Source organism: Thermopolyspora sp. NPDC052614, assembly GCF_040678635.1.
In the GTDB taxonomy this organism is placed as follows: domain Bacteria; phylum Actinomycetota; class Actinomycetes; order Streptosporangiales; family Streptosporangiaceae; genus Thermopolyspora.
Genome location: NZ_JBFATZ010000005.1, coordinates 247,397 through 269,539, shown reverse-complemented (window position 1 = coordinate 269,539; position 22,143 = coordinate 247,397). Strand labels below are relative to the sequence as shown.

At 73.5% G+C, this 22,143-nt stretch carries 16 protein-coding genes; all 16 read left to right on the top strand.

Annotated elements, in window-relative coordinates; all coding sequences use genetic code 11:
• Position 1 precedes the first annotated feature (1 nt).
• From AB0K60_RS13300 to AB0K60_RS13225, 16 genes are read left to right on the top strand one after another with little or no spacing between them, the layout of a single operon-like run.
• Positions 2 to 460 (top strand): phage tail protein, encoded by a 459-nt coding sequence (locus AB0K60_RS13300; protein WP_364052760.1) that lies wholly within the window; start codon positions 2 to 4, stop codon positions 458 to 460.
• Entirely contained in the window at positions 453 to 1,172 is a 720-nt protein-coding gene (locus tag AB0K60_RS13295) for a hypothetical protein (RefSeq protein ID WP_364052757.1), read from the top strand. Before AB0K60_RS13300 ends, AB0K60_RS13295 begins: the two co-directional genes overlap by 8 nt.
• A complete protein-coding gene (locus AB0K60_RS13290) occupies positions 1,169 to 1,339 on the top strand; it encodes a hypothetical protein (RefSeq protein ID WP_364052754.1) in 171 nt (56 codons plus the stop codon). Before AB0K60_RS13295 ends, AB0K60_RS13290 begins: the two co-directional genes overlap by 4 nt.
• A 1-nt stretch (position 1,340) precedes the next feature.
• A complete protein-coding gene (locus tag AB0K60_RS13285; protein ID WP_364052751.1) occupies positions 1,341 to 2,438 on the top strand; it encodes a hypothetical protein in 1,098 nt (365 codons plus the stop codon).
• A complete protein-coding gene (locus tag AB0K60_RS13280; RefSeq protein WP_364052748.1) occupies positions 2,435 to 3,142 on the top strand; it encodes a phage baseplate assembly protein V in 708 nt (235 codons plus the stop codon). The genes AB0K60_RS13285 and AB0K60_RS13280 overlap by 4 nt, the downstream gene beginning before the upstream one ends.
• A complete protein-coding gene (locus tag AB0K60_RS13275; RefSeq protein WP_364052745.1) occupies positions 3,139 to 4,773 on the top strand; it encodes a hypothetical protein in 1,635 nt (544 codons plus the stop codon). Before AB0K60_RS13280 ends, AB0K60_RS13275 begins: the two co-directional genes overlap by 4 nt.
• Complete coding sequence (locus AB0K60_RS13270) at positions 4,770 to 5,195, top strand: GPW/gp25 family protein (protein WP_364052742.1); 426 nt, start codon at positions 4,770 to 4,772, stop codon at positions 5,193 to 5,195. The genes AB0K60_RS13275 and AB0K60_RS13270 overlap by 4 nt, the downstream gene beginning before the upstream one ends.
• Before the next feature lie 3 nt (positions 5,196 to 5,198).
• A complete protein-coding gene (locus AB0K60_RS13265; RefSeq protein WP_364052739.1) occupies positions 5,199 to 7,544 on the top strand; it encodes a baseplate J/gp47 family protein in 2,346 nt (781 codons plus the stop codon).
• Positions 7,544 to 9,895 carry a phage tail protein gene (locus AB0K60_RS13260; protein ID WP_364052736.1) on the top strand — a complete coding sequence of 784 codons (2,352 nt, stop codon included), beginning with the start codon at positions 7,544 to 7,546 and terminating at the stop codon, positions 9,893 to 9,895. The genes AB0K60_RS13265 and AB0K60_RS13260 overlap by 1 nt, the downstream gene beginning before the upstream one ends.
• Positions 9,892 to 10,905: a hypothetical protein gene (locus AB0K60_RS13255; RefSeq protein WP_364052733.1), complete on the top strand. Its 1,014-nt coding sequence runs from the start codon at positions 9,892 to 9,894 to the stop codon at positions 10,903 to 10,905. The genes AB0K60_RS13260 and AB0K60_RS13255 overlap by 4 nt, the downstream gene beginning before the upstream one ends.
• Complete coding sequence (locus tag AB0K60_RS13250) at positions 10,902 to 12,173, top strand: hypothetical protein (RefSeq protein WP_364052730.1); 1,272 nt, start codon at positions 10,902 to 10,904, stop codon at positions 12,171 to 12,173. Before AB0K60_RS13255 ends, AB0K60_RS13250 begins: the two co-directional genes overlap by 4 nt.
• Positions 12,174 to 12,194: 21 nt before the next feature.
• Positions 12,195 to 13,337 carry an IPT/TIG domain-containing protein gene (locus tag AB0K60_RS13245; protein ID WP_364052727.1) on the top strand — a complete coding sequence of 381 codons (1,143 nt, stop codon included), beginning with the start codon at positions 12,195 to 12,197 and terminating at the stop codon, positions 13,335 to 13,337.
• Between the two features lie 33 nt (positions 13,338 to 13,370).
• The gene (locus AB0K60_RS13240; RefSeq protein WP_364052724.1) at positions 13,371 to 15,200 is read left to right on the top strand and encodes a hypothetical protein; all 1,830 of its coding nucleotides are present in this window, start codon (positions 13,371 to 13,373) and stop codon (positions 15,198 to 15,200) included.
• 11 nt (positions 15,201 to 15,211) lie between these two features.
• Positions 15,212 to 17,143, top strand: coding sequence for a hypothetical protein (locus tag AB0K60_RS13235; protein ID WP_364052721.1), 1,932 nt, complete (start codon positions 15,212 to 15,214; stop codon positions 17,141 to 17,143).
• 11 nt (positions 17,144 to 17,154) lie between these two features.
• Complete coding sequence (locus AB0K60_RS13230) at positions 17,155 to 19,278, top strand: ATP-binding protein (protein ID WP_364052718.1); 2,124 nt, start codon at positions 17,155 to 17,157, stop codon at positions 19,276 to 19,278.
• Complete coding sequence (locus AB0K60_RS13225; protein WP_364052715.1) at positions 19,271 to 22,123, top strand: DUF4157 domain-containing protein; 2,853 nt, start codon at positions 19,271 to 19,273, stop codon at positions 22,121 to 22,123. The genes AB0K60_RS13230 and AB0K60_RS13225 overlap by 8 nt, the downstream gene beginning before the upstream one ends.
• Positions 22,124 to 22,143: the final 20 nt, after the last annotated feature.

Below are 22,143 nucleotides of genomic sequence, written 5' to 3'. Positions count from 1 at the left end.
CGTGGCCCTGCCGTTCATCGCGTTCAACTTCTCCGTCGAGATCACCCCGGACGGCGCGGCCGAGCCGCTGTGCGGCGCCTCCTTCTCCGAGTGCGACGGGCTGGAGATGACGCTTGACGTGAAGACCATCCGAGAGGGCGGCAACAACGGCGTCCAGATCCGGCTCGCCGGACCCGCCGGATACGGCCAGCTCAGCCTCAAACGCGGCATGACCTCGGGTTTCGACCTGTGGGAGTGGTTCGAGAGCGTGATACGCGACCCGGGGCTCCGCGCCACCGGCGAGGTCGTGATGCACGCCGCGGACGGCCAGGCCGAGCGGGCCAGGTTCGTCCTCACCCGATGCGTGCCGCTCAAGATCAAGGCGCCCGCGCTCAACGCCAGGGAGGGCCTGGTCGCGATCGAGGAGATGCAACTCGGCTACGAGTCGCTGCGGATACGCCCGGGAGGCGGCGGTGGGTGAGCAGGTGGGGCTGGCCAAGGCCCTGTTGATCGAACTGGACGCCGCGTTCAGGAACCCGGCCCCCGAGGGCGCCCGGGTCGAGGTCCAGTTCAACCCCGAGACGCTGAAGGTGTCCTATGCCAACAGGCAGGGCGATCAGAAGAGCGCGGGCGACCAGCGCGGGAACTCGCCGCGCCAGGTGATCGGCGCGGGGGCGAGCAAGCTGACGCTGAGCCTGTGGTTCGACGTCAACGCCCCGGGTGCGGGCGGCGCCAGGGACGTGCGGGAGCTCACCCAGCGGGTGGGCTATTTCATGCGGCCCAAGTCCCCCTCCGGCCGCGCGGGCAGGGGCGGGCGCGACCAGCCCAAACCGCCGGGGGTGCGGTTCTCCTGGGGAACCTTCACCTTCGACGGGCTGATGGACTCCCTTGAGGAGACCCTCGACTACTTCTCGCCCGACGGCAGGCCGCTGCGCTCGGTCCTCAGCCTGGGCCTGTCCGGCCAACTGGAGATCGTGCCCCCGTCGGGCGGCGGCGCCGTTCCGGAGGCGTCGGCCGGGCCCACCCCCGGCACCCGGCCCCTGGTCCAGGCCGCCGAGGGAGCCTCGCTGCAGAGCCTGGCCGCCGCCGCGGGCGGCGACTGGCAGGCCATCGCGGCGGCCAACGGCATCGAGAATCCGCGGCTGCTCACCGCGGGCCTGCTCATCGACCTCGACCCGGGGAGGACGTCGTGACGGTCGTCATCAACGAGATGGACATGGTGCCGGGTGAGCCCGGCCCGGAATTCGCGTCCGCCGCGGCGGCTCCGGCCGCCGAGCCGTCCCCGGCGAGGATCGAGCGGCTGGTGGAACGGCTGAACCGGGTCCGGCACGCCCGCGACGAGCGACTGCGGGCGTACTGACATGACCGTCGGCATGCCCGCGCGGATCGACACGCCGCCCCGTGTCGTCCCCGCCCGCCCGGCGTTCGCGGTGGGCGGACGCGACGACCCGTCGCTGGCGCAGGGCCTCATGGCGCTGCGCATTCAGGAGAACACCGACGGCCTGTACGCCTGCGAGGCGACCTTCGGCAACTGGGGCGCCAAGGACGGGGACACCACCTTCCTCTACTTCGACCGCCGGGTGTTCGACTTCGGCCGGGAGCTCACGATCCGGCTCTCCGACGAGACGATCTTCCGGGGCCGGATCAGCGGGCTGGAGGCGGGGTTCCCCGAGGGCGGCGGGCCGAGGCTGACCGTGCTGGCCGAGGACCGCTTCCAGGACCTGCGGATGACCCGGCGGAGCCGCACGTTCGCCGACGTCACCGACGCCGACGTGGTCACCCGGGTCGCCGCCGACCACGGCCTCACCCCCGACGTGCGGATCACCGGGCCGACCCATCGCGTGCTGGCCCAGGTGAACCAGAGCGACCTGGCCTTCCTGCGCGACCGCGCCCGGGCCGTCGACGCCGAGCTGTGGATGGACGGCTCCACGCTGACCGCCCGCTCCCGCACCGGCCGGGGCGGCGCCGGGCCGCTGCGCCTCGGGTACGGCAACGAACTGCGCGAATTCACCGTGCTCGCCGATCTCGCGGGGCAGCGCACCTCGGTCACGGTGAGCGGCTGGGACGTGGCCGCCAAGCGCGCCATCGCCGAAACCGCCGACGACGGCGCCCTGGGCGGCGAGCTCGGCGCGGGCCGGAGCGGGGCGAGCCTGCTCGCCGCCGCGTTCGGCGTGCGGCCCGAGCGGGTCGTGCACAGCGTCCCGTTCACCGGCCAGGAGGCGCGCAGCCGGGCCGAGACCCTGTACCGGCGGATCGCCCGCCGCTTCCTGACCGCCCACGGCGTCGCCCAGACCGTCCCCGGGCTGCGCGTCGGCGCCCGGATGCGCCTGGAACACCTGGGCGAGTTGTTCTCCGGCGACTACCACGTCACCGAGGTCATCCACCTGTTCGACGACGAGCAGGGCCTGCGTACCGAGTTCTTCGCCGAACGGGCGGGCCTGGGAGGTGCCGGCGGATGAATCCACACGAGTCAACGATGGAGCAGGCGTTCCTGGCCGAGCGGCTGGACCGCTGGTACGGCGTCTACCCGGCGCTCGTCGGCGACGTGCGCGACCCCGACGGCCAGGGCCGGGTCAAGGTGGGCCTGCCGTGGTCTCCCGACGCGGGCGGCTCCGCGTACGAGGCGTGGGCCCGGGTCGCCACGCTGATGGCCGGCGACGGGCGCGGCACCTGGTTCGTGCCCGAGGTCGGCGACGAGGTCCTGATCGCCTTCGAGGCCGGCGACCCGCGCCGCCCGTACGTCGTCGGCGCGCTCTGGAACGGAGCGGACCGCCCGCCGGAGCGCATGGACGGGGCAGGGCGCAACGACGTCCGCGTGATCAGGTCCCGCAGCGGCCACCAGATCCGGCTGGACGACACCGCGGGGGGCGAGACGCTGGTGATACGCACACCGGGCGGACAGGTGATCACCATGCGGGACTCGCCGCCGTCGGTGGAGGTCGCCGACGCCGCCGGCACCTCGGTCAAACTCGAAGCCTCCGGCGTGACCGTCACCACCTCGGCCAAGGTCGCCGTGGTGGCGAGCACCGCGGAGATCTCCGCCGGGACGCTCACCGTCAACGCGGCCATGTCCCGGTTCAGCGGGGTCGTCCAGGCCGACACCGTGATCACCAACTCGGTGGTCAGCTCGGCGTACACCCCCGGCGCGGGGAACATCTGGTGAGCGTCGCCGGGACCGGGCGCGCGGCCGTGCGGTGGGTGACCGGGAACCCGCTGTGGGCCGCCGCCACAGACGCCGCCGATGCCGCCACGGACGCCGACGCCGCGACCGCCGAGCTGCGCCGCCCGGCCCTGCTGAGATTCGACTCGGACACGTTCATGGACGACCTGGCCGCGCTGCTCGCCGCCGACCCGGCCGCCCTCGCCGCGCACCGCGCCGTGCCGGTCGGCTTCCGCGCCGCGCCGCCGGGCGCACCCGACGGCTACCGGCCCTCGCCCGGCCGGCTCAAGCTGTACCAGCCGTTCCACGGCGACTTCAACCTGGTCGCCGCGTCGCTGGTGTGCGGGCTCATCGGCCTCCCCGACCACACCGTACGGCCCGGCGAGGGCGAGCAGGTGGGGTTCGTGCTGCGCCGGGCGGACCGTACCGGCGAACTCGCGTGGGCGCACGACCCGACGGGACGGGGGCGTCGCTGGGCGCCGGTGCCGATGGGGATGGAATCGGCCGTCATCGACGGGGAGGAGATCTTCCCGATGTTCCCCGTCGGTTACCGGGACGCCGACACCGGGGCGCCGCGGAGGCTGCACGTGGGACTGGTCCCCACCTCCAGCAGGGAGACGTTCCGCGCGGCCGCACGCGCCGAGGCGTTCCCGCTGGAGGGAAGCCCGCCGCGGGGCGGCCGGGCCGACGACGATCCCCGCTGGAACGCCTTCGACCTCGGCGTCGTCGGGCCGCTCGCCGACCTGCGGTCGCTTCCGGCAAGGGTCCGTCAGCCGGGCCTGGAAGAAGACGCGTCGGCCCATCTGCTGCTGGACTTCGCCGACCTGCTCCGGCGGCACATCCCGCGGGTATGGGAGGCGCTGCGCACGGGCACCCCGCCGTCGCGCCGCGGCGAGGCCGCCCTGTACCGGGCACTGCTGTCCCCGGCCGAGCCGGGGACCGGGCAGAGCTGGCGGGAGGCGCTGCTGTCGGCGGCGGCGCAGTGGGCGGCGATCACGGGGGAGACGACGGAGCCGGTGGCGCTGCGGGTCAATCTCCGCCGGTCGACGATCACCGTGCGGATCGCCGAGGAGGGCGACCCGCCCGGGGCCCCCTCGCTTCAGGGGCTGATCCGCGGGGCGATCGCCGACCCCGTGCCGCCCGACGGCGTGCCGGACGGCGTGGACGTACCCAAGATCGAGCCGACCGGCGGGGCCGTCTACCGCATCCGCTGCGTTTACCGGCGGCCGAAGTGCGCGCCGTTCCCGACCGATGTGGTCAGCCTGCCGACCGAGGACTTCGCGATCGCCCCGGTGTTCGACCCGGACGCCCCCGCGCGGCAGATCAGGATCGCGATGCCGGTCGACACGGGAATCAGGGACCTGCGCAAGTTCCGGAAGAACGTCGGTTTCGTGCTCTCCAACCAGCTGCGCGGCCAGATGAACCGGATCACCGACCTGAAGAAGGCCCTCGACGGCGAACTCGGCGAGGAGGAGTCCTGGAATCTGGGCGTGATCTGCCAGTTCTCCATCCCCATCATCACGATCTGCGCGCTGATCGTATTGATGATCTTCCTGTCGCTGCTGAACATCGTCTTCTTCTGGCGGGCGTTCTTCCGGATCTGCCTGCCCGTCCCGGTGAGGTCACGGTCATGAGGGACGCCACCATGATGGGCGACACGGGCGCGGTGCTCGGCCGGGGCGTCGGCTTCCCCCCGCGGATCGGGCGCGACGGGAGGCTGGCCTGGTCCGTCGGCGAGCCGAACATCCGCGAGGCCATCCAGATCGTGCTGATGACCCGGCCGGGGGAACGGCCGGCGCTGCCCGGCTTCGGCGGGGGACTGGACGAGCTGCTGTTCGCGCCCAACACCGTGGCCACCCGGCACGAGATCGCCGGGCGCATCCGCACCGCGATCACCGACTGGGAGCCGAGGGTGACCGTGCACTCCGTACGCGTCGATCCGGACCCGGCCGACCCGGACGCGGCGGTGGCGACGGTGACCTATCAACTGGTCGCGACCGGCGACGTCTCGGCGCTGACCATGTCGATCGCGCTCGCCGGCACGGGACGGGGGTGACACATGCCGATCAAGGTTCCGGCCATCGACGAGCGCAGGTACGCCGACCTGCTCGCCGAGGCGATCGCGCGCATCCCGGTGCACAACCCGGAGTGGACCAACTTCAACCGCAGCGATCCCGGGATCACCATCATCGAGCTGTTCGCGTTCCTGACCGAGAGCATGCTCTATCGGGCCAACCGGATCCCGGAACGCAACCGGCGCAAGTTCCTGTCCCTGCTGGGCCTGCCGCTGCGGCCGGCGGCCTGCGCCAGAGGCGTGGTGACCGTCGATTACCGGCAGGGACCCCTGGCGACCCGGACGTTCGACGCCGGCCTGGAGGTCCTGGCCGGACAGGTGCCGTTCCGCACCGAGCTCGGCCTCGACGTGCTGCCGGTCGAGGGGCGGCTTTACGCCAAGCGGCCGGTCGAGCTCACCGACGAGCTGCGGACGGCGTACCGGAGGCTGTACGCCTCGTTCCTGCTCGCCGACGACACGCGGGGCGGGCCGCCCGCGCGGCTGCAGCCGTACGAGACGGTGCTGATCGACGGGACCGACCCTCGCGGGGTGGACCTCGCCGCCGACACCGCCGACGGGGCGCTCTGGCTGGCGCTGCTGGCGAGACGGACGGAGACGGCCGGGCTCGACGAGATACGCGAGGAACTGGCCGGGCGCACCCTCAACCTCGGCGTCGTCCCCGTCGTCACCGAGGCCGACGTGGTCCTCCCGCCCGCGGGGACGGGGAATACCGCGGGAACCGCCCACCTGCGGTACGCCTTCCCGGTCGTGCCGCCCGGCGGCGTGCTGCCCGCCGACCCCCGGCAGCGGGTCGCCAGGTACGCGGCCGTCACCGCACGCGCCGAGGTGAACGTGCTGCTGGAGCCCAGCGTGGTGCAGATCGCGTTGCCCGGCGCGGCCGGTCTCGCCACCTGGACCGGCCTCGACCCGCTGGAGGAGGGCGTCAACGGGTTCCCGCCCGCCCTCGACGACCCGGCGCTCGCCGCCCGGCTGGTGACCTGGCTGCGGATCGGGGCCACGTCGGCCGGGCAGGGCCGCCTGCTGTGGGCCGGGATCAACGCCACCACCGTCAGCCAGCGCTCCCGCGTCCGCGACGAGGTGCTGCCGGACGGGACCGGCCTCCCCGACCAGACCGTCCAACTGGCCAAGGCGCCGGTCATCCCCGGCTCGGTCCGGCTGACCGTGGTCACCGGGCAGGCCGGTGCGCCGCCCCGGGCCGAGGTGTGGCAGGAGACCGACGACCTGCTGGCCGCCGGGGCCGAGGTCCCCGTGCCCGACCTGCGGCTGCCCCCCGGCGCCCCGCAGCCGCCTGCGGCCCCCGACAAGGTGTACACGCTCGACGCCGAGGCGGGCGTGATCCGCTTCGGCGACGGGCTGCGCGGAAGACGACCGCCGGCGGGGGCCGAGCTGCGCGCCGACTACGACCACGGGGTGGGCCGCGCCGGCAACGTCGGGCCGCGCACGATCACCGGCGCCCCCGCGCTTCCCCCGGGATACGCGGTGACCAACCCCGTCCGCACCTGGGGCGGCGCGGACGCGGAGACCGTGGCGGAGGGCGAACGCCAGGTGGCCCGACACCTCCAGCACCGGGACCGGCTGGTGACCGCGGCCGACTTCGACACGATCGCCAGGCGCGCCCCCGGCGTCGATCTCGCCCGCGTCGACGTGCTCCCCGCGTACGATCCGCGGCTGAGCCCGGACGTCCCGGGCAACGCCCCCGGCGCGGTCACGCTGCTGATCGTCCCCCGGCACGACCTCGCCCAGCCGGACGCCCCGAGCCCCGACCGGTACACGCTCAACGCCGTCTGCCGCTACCTGGACGAGCGGCGGCTGGTGACGACCGAGCTGCTCCTTCGCGGGCCCGAGTACGTGCCGATCTGGATCTCGGTGGGCGTGGACGTGACGGCCGGGCAGAGCGTGGCCGTCGTCCAGGCCCGGGTGGCGGCCGAGCTGCGCCGCGTCCTGTCCCCGCTGCCCCTCGCCCACCAGCCCGGCGCCGCCGGACCCCCTGCCGCCTCTTTCACGGGAGCCCCCGACGCGTACGCACCCCCCGCGGCCCCGTACGCCCACGCGGGCGGCGGCTGGCCGCTGCGTACCCCGGTGTCGGCGGCGGAGCTGACCGCGTTCGCCACCCGGGTGGACGGCGTCCGCCTGGTCCGGTCGCTGCTGCTGGCCGCCGGGGGCGACGCCGCCACCGACTCCGTCGAGATGACCGGGCTGCGACTGCCACGCGTCGCCGGAATCGCCGTGACGCCCGGTGACCCGCTGCCCCTTGAGCAGTTGCGCGGCGCGGCCCCGCCGGAGGGCCCGGTGCCCGTGGTGCCGGTGCCGGTCGTGCCGGAGGGCTGCTGATGGACGTCAACGGGACAAGGTCTCACCTGCTGCTCGGCGAGGACGACTGGGGACGCTGCGACGGCTCCCTCGCCCCGCCGGAGGAGCCCGCGGCCGCGCCGCCCGCCGACGTCCTCGTGCCGCTGGCGGAGGCGTGGGCCGACGGGCGGGACGTCGAGGTCGTGTACGACCGGCGCGGCGCGGAGCTCACGCTGCGGCCCCGGCCGTTCATCTTCCCCTCACCGCCGGGCACGCCGCCTCTCGACCCGGCGGTACGCCGGGGTGCCGCACGCGACCGGTACGGCAACTGGTACTGGGTGGACACGGTGCCCACGCGGCTTCTGGTCCATTCGTCCGGCTCACGGGTCACCACCCAGTTCTGGCCGCCCGCCGGTCCGCCGCCCCGGACGCGTTCCGCCGCTGGAGGGTTCGTCCCGCGCGACCGGCCCGGCGTCGCCCCTACCAGGATCTTCGCCGGGGCCGCCGTCACCGAGGACCACTACCTCGTGATCGGGGTGACCGGGGTCGCAGGGGTCGCAGGGGCCGCCGGGGCCGGAAAGCCCGCCGAGACGGGGCTGCTGATCTTCGACCTCCAGGCCGGCGGGCCGCCCGACCCGCTGATGTGGCCGGACGGCGTCGGCTTCACCCCCTTCGACCTGGCCGCCCGGCCCGGCGGCGGCGTGTACGCCCTGGACCGCGACCGGCGGCGCTACTGGGAGCTGGACCGGCACTTCCTGGTGGTGACCGCCGCCCCGCCAAGCGGGCAACGGGCGTTCTTCCGCTCGGCGGGCGGTGCCGCGCCGCAGGCCGAACCCTGCCCGCCGCCTCGGCGCATCCGCGAGGACGACGCGGTGAGCGTGGGCGAGGGGGATCCGATCGCGATCGAGGCCGCGCCGGACGGGACGGTGCTGGTGCTGCTGCGCGATCCCGGCGGCGGCGCCTCGTCGCTGCGGACGTATCGCAACGGCGCCGCGCTGGGCCCCGCCGTGCCCGTCGCCGACCCTCGGGCCCGGCTGGCCGTCGCCGGGCACGACCTGGCCCTGATCCCGGCCGACCCCGAGCGGACGGACTCCACGGGACGGCTGCTCGTGGCCGGCCACCAGGGGGACCAGGTCTTCGAATTCGGCCTCTCCTGGTCCGGCGGGAACCTCACCCTGGTCGCGGCCGAGCGGTACCTGCCGCTGCGGCTGTTCGGAGGGAAGGCCATCGTCGCCGCCGCAGGCCGGGCCTGGTACGACTTCGGCGACCGCTGGCTGCCGGTCGCCGAGCAGTCCCGCCGGCGGTACGCGACCACCGGCACCGTGGTCACCGCCGTCCTCGACGGCGGGGAACCGGGCTGCGTGTGGCACCGGCTGCTGCTGGACGCGAGGATGCCGTCGGAGACCGGCGTGCGGGTGCGCAGCGCGGCGGCGGACGACCCGCAGGCGCTGGCCGTGCCCCGCTGGCAGGACGAGCCGGTGCCGTACGCCCGGGGCGACGGCCCCGAGTCGCCGTACCTGGCGACGGGCGGCTACCGGACGTTCGAACTGGCCTTCCAGCGCGCCCGCGGCCGATACCTGCGGGTCAAACTGACGCTGACCGGCAACGGGCGGTCCAGCCCGAGGCTGCGGGCGATGCGCATCCACTACCCGCGCTTCTCCTATCTGGAGCGCTACCTGCCCGCGGTCTACCGGGCCGACGAGGAGTCGGCCCACTTCCTGGACCGCTACCTGGCCAACATGGAGGGCATCGCCACGGCCGTCGAGGACCGCATCGCCGCGGCGCAGGCGCTGTTCGATCCGCGTACCGCCCCGGCCGAGGCGCTGGAATGGCTGGCCGGCTGGTTCGAGCTCGCCCTGGACCCGGCCTGGGACGAGGCCAAGCGGCGGCTGCTGATCGCGCACGCGGCGGACTTCTTCCGGTGGCGGGGGACGGTCCGGGGCCTGCGGACCGCGCTCGCCCTGGCCGTGGAGGAGCACGCCGACCCGGACCTGTTCGGCGACCGGCCCGGCGCGCGCCCGCCGCGGACGCGGATCGTGGAGATGTACCAGACCGACGCCGGGCGGGACCGGCGGACCGCGCACCGCTTCCGGGTGCTGCTGCCGGTGCCGATCCGGACCGAGGCGGGACGGGAGGCGGTGGCCGAGCGGGATCCCGCCGCCCTGGCGGAACTGGCCCGCCGCGTCGTCGAGCTGGAGAAGCCCGCGCACACGGTCTTCGACGTCAGGTTCTACTGGGAGGCCTTCCGCGTCGGGGAGGCCAGGCTCGGCCAGGACACCCTGGTCGACCTGGGCGGCCGGTCCCCGGCCCTGCTGCCGGACGCCGTACTGGGCCGCGCCCACCTCGGAGAAGGCGTGCTCGCCGACCCGATCCGCGACCGGAGGCGCATATGACCTTCACCCAGGCGATTCCGGATCGGCCTCTGCCGGACCCGACGAAGCACGTGAACTACGTCCACGGGATGGTGCTCGGTGTCGGCGACTTCACCCAGGAGTTCGCCTACCTGTCGGGACGGGACCGCTCGCTGGCCCGCGCGATCGGCGGCTACGGCACGGTTGAGGGGCTCCGGGTCGCGTACGAGGCGGCGAACGCCGGGCACGGGCCACGGGTCACGGTGGCGCCCGGCGCCGCGTTCACCCCCGCCGGTCGGCTCGTCCGGGTGCCCGTGGCACAGTGCGCCGACCTGGTGGAATGGCTGGCGGCACACCGCGACGACGTGGTCGCGGCACTCGGCGGCCCGCCGCCCGCCTCCGGCACGCTGCGGCTCGCCGTGGTCCTCGGCTACGCCGAATGCCTCACCGACCAGGTGCCGGTACCCGGCGAGCCGTGCCGCGGCGACGAGGACCTGACCGCGCCGTCCCGCCTGCGCGACGACTTCCGGCTCGAACTGCGTTTCGCGCCGCCCCCGCCCGGCCGGGACCTGCCGTCGCCGCCCGCCCACGATGAGGAGACGGCCATCCGCCGCTTCGCCGCCTGGCTGCGCCGCGTTCCCGTCGACGCCGGTGCCGGGGGCACGGTCGCGGACTTCCTCGACGCGATCCGCACCGCGGCCCACCAGCCCGCACCGGATTCCCCTCCAGCGCCGGGCTGCCCGCCCGCGGACACCTTCCTCTCCCAGCCACCCCCGCCGGAACTGCGCATCCCCGAGGACCGGGCCGCCGAGTTCCTGCGGGCCGCGTTCCGGCTCTGGGTGACCGAGTTGCTGCCCTGCTTCCGTACCGAGGATCCCGACGACGACGGCGTGCTGCTCGCCCGGCTCGACGTGGACGTGCTGCACGACCCGCTGGGCGAGCGGGAACTGCTGGTCGGCCCCGGCGGGGTGACCGTGGACGAACAGGAACGCCCGTTCCTGGTCCAGTCCCGGCTGGTCCAGGAGTGGCAGATCGCGAGGTACGCGCCATGACCGCCGAGCCGGGCGCGTACGCCGTCGGAGAGCCGATCACCGATGGCGTCCGCACCGTCAACTTCTTCAACGGGCGGCTGCTCACCGGCGACGACCTGAGCCGCGAACAGGCCGCCGGCAAGGCGCTGCGCGACCGCCTCGGCCTGGCCGTCGGAGAGGGCGTGGTGTCCGGGCTGCGGGTGAGCGTCCCGCCCGGCGCCGACCGGACCGTGCCACGGGTCGCGGTCACCGAAGGCGTGGCGGTGAACCGGCTCGGCGCCGCGCTGAGGCTGCCCCGCGACACGCTGGTGACGCTCGCGCGCCCCGCAGGGCCCGCATCGGCCCCCCCGACCCGCCGGGACGACTTCTCGGCCTGTTCGGGCCTGGCGGACAGCGCCCCGCTCACCGTCGCGGGCGTCTACCTGCTGACGGTCGCCCCCTCGGCGGCCCCGGTCGGCCGTGCGCCGGTCAGCGGCCTGGGCGACGAGACCGCCGCCTGCGCCACCGACCTGTCCGCCGAGGGCGTGGAGTTCCGCGTCATCCGCCTGGACCTCGACCCGGCGCTGCTCGCGGACACCGCGTACCTGCGCAACCGGCTCGCGCACCTGATGTTCGGCACGAACGACGCGCGGCGAGGCAGGCTGGAGCGTGACCCGTTCGGCACACCCGCCGGGCGATACGGCCTGCTCGACGACCTGCGGGCCACCCGGCTGCGCCCCGCCGAGGTGCCGCTGGCCTGCCTGCTGTGGACGCCGGGCACCGGCATCGGGTTCGTCGACATGTGGTCGGTCAGGCGTCGGACGACACGGTCCTGTGCCGATCCGGACTGGCCCGAGGTGACCGGCGAACGCCGTACGGCCGAGGGCGAGGCCATCTTCCTCCAGTTCCAGGAGCAGGTCGGCGACCTGCGGTCGGCGACGGCGCCCGAGACGATCGCGGCCACCGACCACTTCGTCTTCCTCCCGGCGGCCGGGCTGCTCCCACTGGCCTCCGGCGGACGCCGGGGCCACGACCTGCGGGTCTTCTTCCAGGGCATGCCCTGCCGGGGTCCGGCGGTCATCGAGGCCGCCCACGTGGCGGACCTGCTCAGGCGGTCCTTCGGCCATCCCCCGATGAGCCCGGCCGATGGGGAGGCCGTCTGGTTGTACCTGGTCCGCCCCAACCTGCTGCCGTCGACGCCGCAGCCCCAGGAGTACGCCATTTTCACCTCCGGACACCTCCCGTACCGCGGGGACGCACGGTTCGACCTCGCGTACTGGAACTACGCGAACTACGCGCGAGTGGGCTGACCACCGGCAAAGGAGACGACGATGACCGACGGCATCGCCCGGGTCAGGCCAGGTGACCTGATCCGGGCGGAGGACTTCAACCTCATTCTGGACCGGCTGGCCGATCTGGCGGAGCGGGTCACGAAGCTTGAGGGAACACCGGGGACGGGGGCGCCGAGGATCACCGGCATCACCCCGGCCGTTCCGCGGGTCGGCGACGAGATGCGGATCACCGGCAGCGACTTCGGGCTGGCGACCGGAGCGGCTCGGGTCTTCTTCGACACCGTGGTCCTCGGCACATTCGCCGCCGGATCATCGGACAACCTCCTTGTCTTTCAGGTTCCCGAGATCACCGGGCTGCCGGATGAGGGACGGCCCGTCGTGCTGCAGGTCTCCAACCGGGTGGCGACGGTGACACGGACGATCACGGTGCTTCCGCGCCTGGTCGCGCCGGGAGGCAGGGTCGATCTCATCTACGACCGTCCCCTCGCCCCCCGGCCCATTGGTGGTGAGGAGTTCGTCCTCGCCTTCCGTCTCCGATCGAGAACGGGCGTTCCACTGACGATGGACATCGTGGCCACCGTCTCGGATCCCCTGATGCAGCGGGGGACGCAGATACGCGACTCGGCCATGAAACCCGTTCGATCCGGGCAGGTGACCGTTGCGGCGAACCGGGAAGAGACCTTCTTCGTCGCGTTGCAGATTCCCGCGCGCACCCCGGCGGGAACGCGGTTCTCGGTGTCCGTGCGGGCCAAGGCGCCGGGACTGGAGTCGGCCGTGGGCCCTCTGGACTTCGAAGTCGAGGCGGCGGCACCGATCCCTGATCGCGACATTCAGCTCAACCTGGACGGCGCCGATCCCCCGCATGTGCTGGACGGCACGACGATCACGCTACCGCCCGGCGGATTCGCCGAGGTCGTGGTATCCGCGGTGTTCGAACGAGTCGGCACCTACATCATCGAGTTGTCGAAAGCGCCTGGCTGGGGGGTGGACCCGTCATTTCCGCCTGGCGGATTCGTCATCGAAACCACTGATCTCGGCCTGGACGGCCGTGCACGCCGGCCCTTCTCGATCTCTCTCGTGGCGCCGGGCGCAGGGGGCCCACCCGTCGGCCTACGGGTGACGGGACGGAAACAGGACGGTGCCGGGTCGCGGGAACTGACCCTGCAGCTCGCGACGGCCTGAGAAGGCAGGGGCCTGAAAAGGAAGGGGATCGCCATGGTCACGACGTGCGTTCCGTTCGCCGGAGGCGTGCCGGCCGCGCCGGGTCCGCCGCGGTGGTGGGACCTCGCGGACCCGTTCGGAAAGCGCATCGACGACCCTCGCTGGCGGGGCGCAACGGCCAAGAGCTACCCGACCGGCGGAGGAGGCGCGGGCGAACACGCGGTGTTCCGCGCTCTGTATCACACGGAGGGCCGCGCCACGAGCCTGTACCTCTCGTGGCACGTGAAGGTCGACGCCGGGCTCAGCACCGGTTTCGACCGGCTCTACGTGGGCTTCCAGCGGCAGGGCGGCACCGCGGTGGTCGTGCAGATCAATCCGATCAGCGCGGTTCCGCCCGCCGACACCCCGGTGGTCGCCGAACCGGTCGCCGGGATAGCGGTCTACGAGCGGCAGGGAAGTGGTTGGGCCGGGCTGAGCGACACGCCCGACTGGATTCCCGCCTACGCGCGGGCCTGGATCGCCTCCGCCCCGGCCAAGTGGAACATCAACCTCCGGGTGCCCTTGATCTCCGCCGGTCACATGGACGACACCGGAATCAACCTCGGCGACGTGTTCCGCATGTGGTACGAGCTTCGGGTGGAGATGCCGGGAGGTACCGGAGAGGTCCACAGGTGGCCGCGAACGGCCCCGGGGTTCAGCGGGATCGCGTTCCCCGATCCCGCGACGTGGGGGGACTTCCGGCTCGGAGCCGACCCCGCGGACTGCTCGAGCGGGGTCTCGCTGAATATGGCGGACGTCGGCACGACCAACACCCCGTCCTCGGCCATCCTCTATTCCCGTACCGCCTCGGTCGTGAACACCATCTACGCGCGCCCCTTGAACGCCACCGGCGCTCCGATCCCCGCCAACGGAATCAGCGCCCGGTTTCGCCTGGCGAACTGGGGGTCCGCGCCCGACTGGAACGACGTCGCCGATCCGAGCACCCTGTGGGTCGACATCCCCGGCGGCGACGATGTGCGGACCGGCGCGGTCATCCCCGCCGGGGCACAAGGAGAACTCAGCTTCACCTGGGATGTGAACAACGACACCCCGGCGGGGCACCCCCTGCACATCGACCGGTTCGCCCCTCCCGGCGGCGGCACTCCCGAACGCCGGTCCCACCAGTGCATGCTGGTCGAACTGTCGGGGGCCGGGCTCGACTTCCTCAACAACAGCGTCTACCGCAACATGGACGTCGTCCCGCTCGGCACGCAGGGAACCAGCCCCGGTTCGCGGGGGATCCGCTCCGCCGATGGCGGGGAGGACCGATCGAAACGCTTTGAGAGGTTCACCAGGGACGCCGAGATCAGCATCGCGGGGCTCCCGGACATCGGGAGACCCACCCGCGATGTCTACATCTACGTGGAAACCTCGAACATGCCCGCGTCCGAGCGGCAGGAGGGCGCCGGGCAAGGGTCCGGATCAGGTCCCGCAGTGATGGGCCCGCAGGCGGGCGAGGGGGGAGACGAAAGCAGCTCAAGCCCCCTTGACCGGGCGGCCGAGACGGTCCCGGCCTACCGCGTGCATGTGTTCCACGACACCGGGGAGACGATTCAGGAAGGGAGCCGGACCGTCCGGGTGCTGCGCCCGCAGGGCTCCTTCGGGTACCTCTTTCTCAGGTCCACGGCGTCCCACGGCTGGGATCACCGGCTTGACGCGGCGGGACTGGAGGAGGTCGCGCCGAACTTCTACCGGCTGGCGGTCACCGAAGGCGGCAAGGTCACCGTCTCCACCACCGTCTCCTCCTGGAACCAGCCGCGACCCTGGTGGTGGTGGCTGTGGGAGCTCCTGGTCGGCCTGTGGGAACGAATCAAGAAGTTCTTCAGCGGGTTGGCGGGCGGGTGACCCCGTCCACGTTGATCGGCACACTTCGTGTCCGGACGCGTCGGGCCGGGCACGCGGCGGCGGTCCTGCGCGCCGTCACGGGGGCCAGGTTGCGGCCGGACGGACTCGGCCCCGGAGCCGTTCTCGTGGTGCGCAGGCTGGCCGACCCCCTGCCCGGGGCGTTCGGGGCAGGCGCAGATCGTACGGGAGCCCGTCGCGGGGTCTCCGCCTGGGAACGGGCGGCGGCCGCGGTGCTGGAGCGGGCGATGCGGGAGGCGGCACGTCCCGTCACAGGCCCCGTCCCCGCCGGGGCCGAGGCGGTGCTCTTCGCCGACCGGTCGGAGCTGCTGGCCGCGCTGGCCCGGGACTGGCTGGCCGGGGTGCTCCACGACCGGTGGTGGTGGCGCCGGCTCCTGCCGCGCTGGGCGGGCGCCGGCGCGGACGGCGTCACCCGTGCCTGGCTGGAGGATCCCCGGTACGTGCCGGCGGCGCTGGAACTGCTCGCCGCCGAGGGGCGGGCCGTCCCGTTCTGCCGGGCGTTACCCGAATCGTCGGCCTTCGCGCTGGCCGCGGCGACGGCCGTGGCGTTCGGCGGACCCGACCTGCGCGCCGCCGCCCGCTCGCGTGGCTCCGGCCACTCCACGCGGGCGTCCGCCGGACCCCTTCCCGAACCTGTGCGGCCCTCCCGGCACGGTCACTCGGAGGTGAGACAGCGGGGACGCCGTGATCTGTCGGAGCAGGCCCCATCACCTCGCATGTCCGAACACGGCAGGCCCGAACAAGGCAGGCCCGAACAAGGCAGGCCCGAACAAGGCAGGTCCGGACAAGGCCCTTGCCCTCCCGCACCCGGGCAGGCTCCTCGGCGTCACGCGCCGCCCTGGGCCGAGGCGGTCCCCGAATCCGCCGTTTCCGGGCTCACCTCCACGCAGCGGCTCCTGCTCGGCACCGGCCTGGCCCTGCGCCGCTGCCGAGCCGTCGCCTCCGGCCAATCGTTCTGGCAGGGCGTACAGGACTGGCTTTCGGCCGGGAGCGCCGACCCGTCCGGTGAGCCCGTGGCCCGAGGCGTCCCGGCAGGTGACGGAGCCGCTGGGCGGGGTCTTGCCCGCAGGGAGCGTACGTCGCCTCGCCCGCGTCCGGCTCCGGATGCCTCGATCTCCGGCCCGAGCGACCCGCGGGCGGCGCGGCGCGACTCGCTTCGCGATCCGGACGGTCCCCAGGGCCGTACGGACGGGGACCGGAATGCTGGCGTCACCCTTCCCGATGAAGCGGGTGCTCCGGACGGCTCGCGGACGGAAACCGGCGCGGCGGGCCCAGATGATCTCCGGCTGGATGCCTTCGCCGACGAACCAGGTGGCGGTCGGCGGGCGCCCGGCGGTTCGGGAACGTCCCCGGATATCCCGCAGATCGTCGTCACCCGGTTGGGCGGCCTGTTCTACCTGCTCAACGTGGCGCTCCACCTCGGCCTGTACGGGGACTTCAGCGAGCCCGCGCGGCCCGGGATCGCCCTCGACCCCTGGGATTTCGTCACCCTCCTCGGCCGGGAACTCCTCGATCCACCCTCCCTGCGGAGCCCCGCAGGCCCCGCCGAGGAATCGACGCGTCCGCCCGACGGCTCCGCGGCCTTCCACGACGACCCGGTCTGGGGGCTTCTGGCCCGGCTCGCGGGCCGGTCGGAAGGGGAGGAGCCAGGACGGGGGTTCACCCCGCCAGGCGGGTTGCGGCGCTGGACCGCCGAGCAGGCCGCCTCGGTCCGGGCACGGGTGGGGCTCGCCCTCGACCGTGCCCCGGCGGACGTGGCGGCACTGCTGCTGGTCCACCGGGCGACGGTCTTCGCGACCCCTTCCCGGGTCGACGTGGCGCTCTCCCTGACGGAGCTGCCGATCGAGATCAGGATGTCGGGCCTGGACAGGGACCCCGGCTGGCTGCCCGCCGCCGGGCGGATCGTGGCGTTCCACTTCGACTAGAGGGGGTTGAGGTGACGAGCCCGTTCACGAGACGACCGCACAGCGCGTCGGAACACTTCCGCCTGCACTTCTACGGCGCGGTCCTGTACCTGCGTGAACGCCTGGCCGCCGTCGCCCCCGAGCAGGTGGCCCTGCTGGGGCCGTACCTGGACGAACTCGACGCGGCCGGATGCGGCGGCCGGGCCGAGTGGGCGGCCGGGCTCGCCGACTGGGAGGCGAAGTCGCCGGTACGGCTGCCGCTCGCCGCGCTGGGGGACACGGCGGGAATCGGCCGGGAGGCGCTCGTCCGGTTGTTCGTCATCGGCCTGCCGGAGGAGGACCCCAGGTTCGGCGCGCTGTTCGGGGCCGTCCAGGGCGGGCAGCCGTGGCCCGCCGCCGGCCTGATCGCCAACTGGGACGACGACCCGCGTACCCGGCTCGCGGCCCGCCGCGCGCTGGGCGACCTGCTCGCGCTCGGACTGGTCGAGGCGGTGGACCCCGGCCTGCCCGAGCACGCCCGGACGCTGCGCCCCCAGCCGCTGATCTGGGACGCCGTGCGGGGCGATGTACCGCACCGGCTCGCCGAGTGGGCCCGCTACGAACCCGCCGACGCCCTGCCGCACCTGGCCGACCTTGTCCTCCCGGAAGACGTCCGGCGCCGGGCCGCGACCGTCGCGGGGATGCTGGCGGGATCGTCGGCCGGGGCGCCGCGGGGAACATCGGCCGAGGCGCCGCCGGGAACGGCGTCGGCGGCGGGCGTAGTGGCATACGTGGTCGTGCGGGGGCCGCGGACCGGGGGCAGGCGGACGCTGCTGCGGGCGCTCGCCGCCGAACTGGGGCGCGGCGCCCTGGACCTGTCCGCCCTCACCGGCGAGGCCGGCTCCCGGTGGCGGATCGCGGGCCCGCTGGCCACCCTCCTGCACGCCTTGCCGATCATCACGCTCGACCCGGCGCCGGGAGAGACGACGCCTGTTCCGCACCTGGGGGCGTACTCGGGACCGGTCGGGCTGCGGATGCCGATCCACGGCGGCACCGCGGCGGCCGGGGCCGCGACGCTGATGCTGGGCATGCCGGGCGAGGCGGAGCGGCGGCGGCACTGGGAGGCGGGGCTGGCCGGGTACGCGGCGGCGGACATCCCCGCGCTGGCCGCCGCCCACCGGATGCCCGGCGGCACCATCCGCCGGGTCGCCCGCGCGGCCGCGGCCGAGGCGTCCGCCGACGGCCGCGCCGAGGTCGTCGCCGCCGACGTGGCACGGGCGGGCCGCGCCGTGCGCGCCGAACTGCTCGACACCCTCGCCACCCGGGTGCCGGCGCACGGCACCTGGGACGACGTGGTCACCTCCGAGGACACCCGGGCCGACCTGCTGCTGCTGGAACGCCGCTGCCGCAACCGGGAACGGCTGCCGGGGACGCTGCCGCCCGCCTTCGGCGCCGGCTTCGGCGCGGGGGTGCGCGCGATGTTCACCGGCCCGAGCGGCACCGGGAAGACGCTGTCCGCACGCGTCCTCGCCGCGGTCCTCGGCAAGGACCTCTACCGGCTGGACCTGTCGACTGTGGTCAACAAGTACCTGGGCGAGACTGAGAAGAACCTCGACCGGGTCCTCGGCCACGCCGAGGCGCTGGACGTCGTCTTGCTGGTCGACGAGGGCGACGCGCTGCTGACCCGGCGGACGGGCGTGCAGACCGCCAACGACCGGTACGCCAACCTGGAGACCGACTACCTTCTGCAGCGACTGGAGTCCTTCGAGGGCATCGTCGTCCTCACCACCAACGCCGAGCAGCACATCGACGCCGCCTTCGAACGGCGGCTGGACGCGATCGTCGACTTCCCCGCCCCGGGCCCGGCCGAGCGCTGGGCGATCTGGCGGCGCCACCTGCCCGCCGGAGCCGCGGTGGACGACGTTTTCCTGGCCGAGGCGGCGGCCCGCTGCGCGCTGACCGGCGGCAAGATCCGCGGTGCCGTACTGCATGCCTCCCTGCTCGCCCTGGACGACTCCGGAGCGATCACCACCGCGCACCTGGCCGAGGCCATCCGCCGCGAGTACCGCAAGATGGGCGCCGTCTGCCCCCTGCGCGGAACGGCGGCCCATGGATCGACGGCCCATGGAACGGGGGCCCACGGAACGGTGGCCCACGGAACGGGGGCCTATGCCTAGGTCGCCCGCCCCGATCCGTACCGCCGCCCGGGAGCACACCGCGGAACCGGCGCCCGAGCGCCCGCCTCGCCCGGCCGCGCCGCCCGCCGCGCCGTCCCCGCTGCCGTCGGTGGTAACCGCGCGTGCCCTGGCCTCGCGACCCGCGATCAGGCTGTCCCCGCCGAGCGGTCTGCCTCCGGAGAGCCTGCCCGCGCCGGTCCGGGCCGCGGTGACCTCCCCGGGAGCCGGGAACCCGCTGCCTGCGCAGGTGGCCGTCCCGCTCGCCGCGTCCTTCAACGCCGACGTCGGCTCGATCCGCGTGCACACCGACCGCAAGGCGCAGGAGGCCGCGGAACTGCTCGGCGTCCGGGCCTTCACCTGGGGCGTCAACGTCTACCTCGCCGAGGGCGAGCAGCCGACCGACCTGCCGTTGATCGCCCACGAGCTCGCGCACGCCATCCAGCAGGGCGGCGAACCCGCGGTCCAGTTGTTCGGCGGCGTCCACGATCCCCTGGAGCACGAGGCCGCCCGCGCGTCGGCCGCGGCGGCCCGCGGCGCCCCGGCCGTCGTACGCGGCCGTACCTCCGGGCCCGCCGTACAGGGCCTCCTGGGCTGGGTGCGCCGCAAGCTGGCTGCCCTCAAGAACCGGGTGCTGGGGTGGCTCAGGGACCACGCCCGCTCCGTGCCCGGGTACGACCTGCTCGCCTTCGCGCTCGGCAGGGATCCGATCTCCCAGGACAAGGTCGACCGGAACGCCGTCAACCTCATCAAGGGCGTCGTCGGCCTCATCCCGGGCGGCGCGGCCATCTTCGACAACCTCCAGCGCGCCAGAGTGATCCAGCGCGCCTACGCGTGGTTCTCCGCCGAGATCGGCAAGCTCAACCTCACCTGGTCCTCCATCCGAGGCCTGTTCGCCCGGGCATGGGACGCCCTCTCCATCGGCGACCTGCGCAGCCCCGGCCGGGCCTGGGAGAAGATCAAGGCCATCTTCGGCCCTCCGCTGGCCCGGATCCGCGACTTCGCCGTCGCCGCCGGGAGAAAGGCGCTGGAGTTCGTCTTCGAGGGCGCACTCGCCCTGGCCGGCGGCGCCGCCGGGCGGGTCCTCGCCGTCTTCCGCCGGATCGGCGGCGTCTTCGGGCTGATCGTCTCCAGCCCGGTCCGCTTCCTGTCCCACCTGGTGGGCGCGGTCAAGGGCGGCATCACGCTGTTCCAGTCCAAGATCGGGGCCCATCTCCGCACCGGGATCTTCGAATGGCTCGTCGGCGCCATGAGGGGCACCGTCCAGTTGCCGTCGGTCTGGGACTACGCGGGCATCCTTTCCCTGATCCTCCAGATTCTCGGCCTCACGTACGCGGCGCTGCGCGAGATCCTGGTGAAGACGCTCGGCGCCCCCGCGGTCGAGTACATCGAGACGGCCTTCGACTGGCTGCGGCTGATCGTGACCAAGGGCCTCGTCGCGGCCTGGGAGAAGATCAAGGAGTACGCGACCGGCCTGGCGGATACCCTGATCCAGTCCATCCGGGGGTGGGCCGCCCGCTCCGTCGTGGGCGCCGCCGTCGCCAGGCTCGTCATGCTGTTCAACCCGGTGGGCGCGATCATCCAGGCGATCATCGCCGTCTACAACACGGTGATGTTCTTCATCGAGCGCGCCCAGCAGATCGCCCGCCTGGTGAACGCGGTCCTCGACTCGGTCGAGAACATCGCCCGGGGCAACCTCGGCGCGGCGATCGCGTACATCGAGAAGACCATGGCCGCCGCCCTGCCGGTCATCCTCGGCTTCCTGGCCCGCTTCGCCGGCCTGGGCAACGTCAGCGGGCACGTCCTCGGCTTCACCAAGCGGGTCCGCACCGCCATCCTCTCCGCCCTGGAACGGGTCGCCCGCTGGATCGCCGACCGCGTCAAGGGCCTCCTCGCCGCCCGCGCGGGAGGCGCCAGACCCTCCCCGGGCACGGCCCAGGAGGCGCCGCGGGCCACCGCGGTGAAGGCGGCCGCGCTCGGCGACGCGCGCCGGGCGCTGACCGCGAATCCGCTCGATTCGGTGTCCCGGCTTCGGCACGTGCTGGGCGTCGTATCCGGGCGTCACAAGCGGCATGGGCTCAAGAGGCTGACGGCGCGTTCGTCCGGGCAGGAACCCCTGTCGCTTGAGATCTCAGCCGCCGCGAGTGAGCCCACGGACTTCGTTCTGCCATGGGCGCAGGCATTCCGCGCTCATCGCCCGAGGGCGAAGGACATAGCGTTGCTGAGAACCGCCTTCGCGAAACAGGGGTACGAGACGACGGCCGCCATCACGGTCGACGGTGCTCATGTCGTCACCGCCACCAGCAACGGCCTGCACGCCGAGGAGAGGCTCATCAAGGAGGGCGGCTGGGACCTGGCTCTGCAGCGTGTGGCGCAGGTCGTGGCCGTGAGAGGCTCGGCGGAGCTCATCCTTCTGATCAACCGGTCACCCTGCCACACCAGGTGTACGCCCGAACTGGCCAGGGTCGTGAAAGAAGCCAGGAGCAAGTACCCGACGGTCACCTTCGTGCTCGCGCCGACCGGCGTCTACGAGCCGTCGGTCGAAGTGCCGGAGGCGGAGATCCAGGCAGAGGCCGAGAGGTTCGCGGCCGAGCTGAAGGTGCCGCTCGAGGAAGGATGGAAGCTGGCGTTGAAACGCGGTTTCCTCCGTGAGAGCCGAGATACCCCCGAGAACGAGCGCAAGGGCGGTCTCACGACCGGCAGCGATATCCGAGAACTGCTGTCGGCCGGCTGGCGGCTTGCCGTCCTGCAGGCCAGGCCCACATTGACATGGGCAGGGAAGATCTGGCAGCAGGGCATTCGGTTCGCCGTGGCGGAGCAGGTCACCGAGGAGAACACGACCGTCTAGGCCGATCGCCTCGCGCCCGG